This is a genomic window from Caballeronia temeraria (genome assembly GCF_001544795.2).
Lineage (GTDB): Bacteria > Pseudomonadota > Gammaproteobacteria > Burkholderiales > Burkholderiaceae > Caballeronia > Caballeronia temeraria.
In genome coordinates, this window is sequence record NZ_FCOI02000082.1 from 1 (window position 1) to 3,779 (window position 3,779).

Consider the following 3,779-nt stretch of genomic DNA (forward strand, 5'->3'; position numbering starts at 1 on the left):
GTTTCGAGCTGCTTTCTTTGGTTACTTTCTTTGCAGCAGCAAAGAAAGTGACTGCCGCCCCGCACAGGGGCAGTGCTAATAGACCAAAAACAAAACGGGACCCAGCGAAAACAAAGGCGATAGCAAAAACCCCCCAACGGCTATCGAGCCAAATGCAAAGCCCGAACCCACCGTTCAACGCGAAGCGGATCAATCCTCCCCCCACGCCCATCCCGCTCATCGCAGAGCGCGCCACGAAACCCTGCAATATCCGGCGCCAGCAAACGAATCCTGTCGAGATCGTCCCAGCCCAACGACCCGGCAACGGCGATCATCGTCCCGCGCTTACGCGCATCGCTCATGCAGGAAGCAAGCATCCCGACATCAACGCAATCGAACAGCGTGCGCCCGTTCTTGCTCGCCGTATCGAACACGATGCCGACAAACCCGAGCTGCGCCGCGAGCGCAGCCAGTTCACGATCCACGCCTTCATCCGATAGCAACACCGGCACGACCGCCGCCGGCAGGCTCGCCAGATGCCGCAAGCAGGCCGACGCGCCCGCACCCGGCGACACACCGACCTTCACATAATCGACCCCCGCAGCCGCGACATCGAGCACGCGTATGGTCATCTCGCCGAGCGCATCGTTGGGCAAATCGCCGATGGTCGCGCTGATCGGCCGCACGGCGTACCGCGCGCGCAGCAACCGCACGATCCGCGCGATGTCGCCGGTCGCGACGGCGCCCAGCGCGCCCGTATTCGGTTCCTTCAGATCGATCAGTTCGGCGCCGGCGTCCGCGGCATCGAAGGCTTCGTCGGCCGAGCGGACGCTCGCGAGCAATACGGTCATCGTCGAAACTCCAGAAGAATGGCTACGGAACGAGCGTCAGGTCACAGCCTTCGCGCGATGCGTCTCGATCGCCTGCAAAAGCCATTGCCAGGCTTCGCGCTCGGCGTCGCCCGCGGTCTTGTCGATGGCGATGCGCAGATACGCCACTTCACTGTCGATTTTTTCCGGCGGCAGCATGAAGAGCCGGCTCACGAGAATCGCGCCCTCGACGACCGCCGCCTGCGCGCGATTGAAGCCCGGAAACGGCGCATGCGTCTCGCGATGCACACATTCCATGCGCAGCGTCGGACGCGTTTCGTCATCGAGCAACTCGGCGAGGCGCAGCTCGATATGCGCGAGTGTCGATGCGAGCCGCACGCTCGGCACCGTGCTCGCGGCGATCGTCGGCCAGTCGCGCGCGATGCCCGTCACGCAGCCCGCGAACACGCGCACGTCCGTCGTCAGATTGATGACGGCGCTCTTCGTCGCGATGACGTTGTCGAGTGTCGTCGACGGACGGAACGGCGCGAGAATCGCGAGACCTTCTTCGAAGCGCACGCCCATCGGCGCGATGTGCGGCCGGCCATCGCGATCCGCGGTCGTGACGATGGTCTCGTAGATCATGAGGGTCGGCGAAAGTATTCGTAGCCGCACGAAAGAGCCGCACACGCTTTCACGCGGCCTCGTGCGGGTTTGATCCGCGGTTAGCGGGTGGCGATATACATCGTGATTTCAAAACCAAAACGCATATCGGTGAAGCTCGGCGTGGTCCATTGCATGCGCGTTCCTCCATATGGGTTGGGTTGAGGCCTCGGATACCGCTTCGTGATGTGCCGATGCGGACGAATCCGCCAAGGCGGCCGGGAGGGGGCCGGCTTTTCGACGATGCAAGCGTCATGCCAATGACATGAAGCGGATGCCGAAGAGCGCGACTCATCCATCATGCGCGCCGACTGTGACGAAATCAGAGCAAAGTGTCCCATTCGCTCGTCCATAAACGCATCAGGGCAATTCCCGACTAAGGCATCGTTTAAGCCGGGGCAAGAAATTCGTGAATTCCTTTCTGACCGGCCCGTGCTTACTCTGCAATCACAGCAGGGCGCAGCACACAAGCGACGGACGCATCGGGCAGCAGCGCGGACGTCACGCTCATCTCACTGTCGAGGAAACGGAATGAACGACTTCAGCAAGGCCGCCGTCGAGGCGGTGCGCAATCCGTCCGATCCGCGCTCGCGCTATGCGGCCGGCGTCATGAAGTATCGCGAGATGGGCTACTGGCAGCCCGACTACACGCCGAAGGACACGGATGTCATCGCGCTCTTTCGCATCACGCCGCAAGCGGGCGTCGAGCCGGAGGAAGCGGCTGCGGCGGTGGCGGGCGAATCGTCGACGGCGACATGGACCGTCGTATGGACCGATCGTCTCACCGCATGCGACATGTATCGCGCGAAGGCGTATCGCGTCGAGCCGGTGCCGAATGCACGCGCCGACGAGCCGCAGTACTTCGCGTATATCGCTTACGAACTGGACCTGTTCGAAGAGGGTTCGGTCGCGAACCTGACGGCATCGATTATCGGCAATGTATTCGGCTTCAAGCCGCTCAAGGCGTTGCGCCTCGAGGACATGCGCATTCCGGTGGCCTATCTGAAGACGTTTCAAGGACCGCCGACGGGCATCATCGTCGAACGCGAACGGCTCGACAAGTATGGCCGTCCGTTGCTCGGTGCGACCGTGAAGCCGAAGCTCGGATTGTCGGGCAAGAACTATGGACGTGTCGTGTATGAAGGCCTGAAAGGCGGACTCGATTTCCTGAAGGACGACGAGAACATCAATTCGCAGGCGTTTATGCACTGGCGCGATCGTTATCTCTTCGCGATGGAAGCGGTGAGCCGTGCGCAAGCGGAGACCGGCGAAGTGAAGGGGCATTATCTGAACGTGACGGCCGGCACGATGGAAGACATGTACGAGCGCGCGGAATTCGCGAAGGAACTCGGTTCATGCATCGTGATGATCGATCTCGTGATCGGCTGGACCGCGATTCAGTCGATGTCGAAGTGGGCGCGGCGCAATGACATGATCCTGCATCTGCATCGTGCGGGGCATGGGACTTATACGCGGCAGCGCAATCATGGCATCTCGTTTCGCGTGATCGCCAAGTGGCTGCGGATGGCGGGTGTCGATCATGCTCATGCGGGCACTGCCGTTGGCAAACTCGAGGGCGATCCGTTGTCGGTGCAGGGGTATTACAACGTGTGTCGTGATGCGCGTAATGAACCCGATCTTTCGCGTGGCATTTTCTTCGATCAACCCTGGGCGGGTTTGAGGAAGGTTATGCCGGTGGCATCGGGCGGGATTCACGCTGGACAGATGCATCAACTGCTCAATCTCTTCGGCGATGACTGCATTCTGCAATTCGGCGGCGGGACGATTGGACATCCGCAAGGCATTCAGGCCGGTGCGACGGCCAATCGCGTCGCGCTCGAAGCTATGGTCAAGGCTCGGAATGAAGGGCGGGATATCGCGAATGAAGGTCCAGACATTCTCGAAGCCGCTGCGCGGAGTTGTACTCCGTTGAAGCAGGCGCTCGATACCTGGCGCGATGTGACGTTCAATTACGCATCTACAGATACGCCGGATTTTGCTGTTACTGCTACTGCTGGGGTTTGATTTTTTTTGTTGCCAGATCCCGTTTTCTTAGTGGTCTATTAGCACTGCCCCTGTGCGGGGCGGCAGTCACTTTCTTTGCTGCTGCAAAGAAAGTAACCAAAGAAAGCAGCTTTTCAGGCCCGCGGTCACACGTAGTTTGAGTAGTTCTCTCGTCCTCGGCGGCCCTCGCCTAAAGAGTGCCCTCGAAGGACTAACCGGGCTTGGCTCGCGCACGGTCTGACAAGCCAGTCGTTTCAAGGCGCTGGACCAGCACGAAAGAGTTCCGGCACAGCGCTGCGCGCTGCCGCAGGGTATGCAAGGGAA

Annotated in this window: 4 protein-coding genes; 1 reads left to right on the plus strand and 3 read right to left on the minus strand. The window is 60.7% G+C overall.

From position 1 onward, the window contains the following. Positions 1 to 140 precede the first annotated feature (140 nt). From AWB76_RS38360 to pqqA, 3 genes are all read right to left on the minus strand, one after another. On the minus strand, positions 141 to 830 hold the full coding sequence (locus AWB76_RS38360) for a (5-formylfuran-3-yl)methyl phosphate synthase (protein WP_061165285.1): 690 nt from the start codon (positions 828 to 830) through the stop codon (positions 141 to 143). 36 nt (positions 831 to 866) lie between these two features. Beyond that, a complete protein-coding gene (locus AWB76_RS38365; RefSeq protein WP_061165286.1) occupies positions 867 to 1,433 on the minus strand; it encodes a DUF447 domain-containing protein in 567 nt (188 codons plus the stop codon). Between the two features lie 80 nt (positions 1,434 to 1,513). After that, on the minus strand, positions 1,514 to 1,588 hold the full coding sequence (gene pqqA, locus AWB76_RS42830) for a pyrroloquinoline quinone precursor peptide PqqA (protein ID WP_008354335.1): 75 nt from the start codon (positions 1,586 to 1,588) through the stop codon (positions 1,514 to 1,516). A 394-nt stretch (positions 1,589 to 1,982) separates the two neighbouring features. On the opposite strand from pqqA, the gene AWB76_RS38370 reads away from it, so the two are divergent. Then, complete coding sequence (locus AWB76_RS38370) at positions 1,983 to 3,476, plus strand: form I ribulose bisphosphate carboxylase large subunit (protein ID WP_061165287.1); 1,494 nt, start codon at positions 1,983 to 1,985, stop codon at positions 3,474 to 3,476. The last annotated feature ends 303 nt before the right edge of the window (positions 3,477 to 3,779 follow it).

What these genes read in the sequence shown, in the direction of transcription:
- AWB76_RS38360 (WP_061165285.1), bottom strand. Translation starts at nt 830, where the DNA reads ATGACCGTATTGCTCGCGAGCGTCCGCTCGGCCGACGAAGCCTTCGAT.
- AWB76_RS38365 (WP_061165286.1), bottom strand. Translation starts at nt 1,433, where the DNA reads ATGATCTACGAGACCATCGTCACGACCGCGGATCGCGATGGCCGGCCG.
- AWB76_RS38370 (WP_061165287.1), top strand. Translation starts at nt 1,983, where the DNA reads ATGAACGACTTCAGCAAGGCCGCCGTCGAGGCGGTGCGCAATCCGTCC.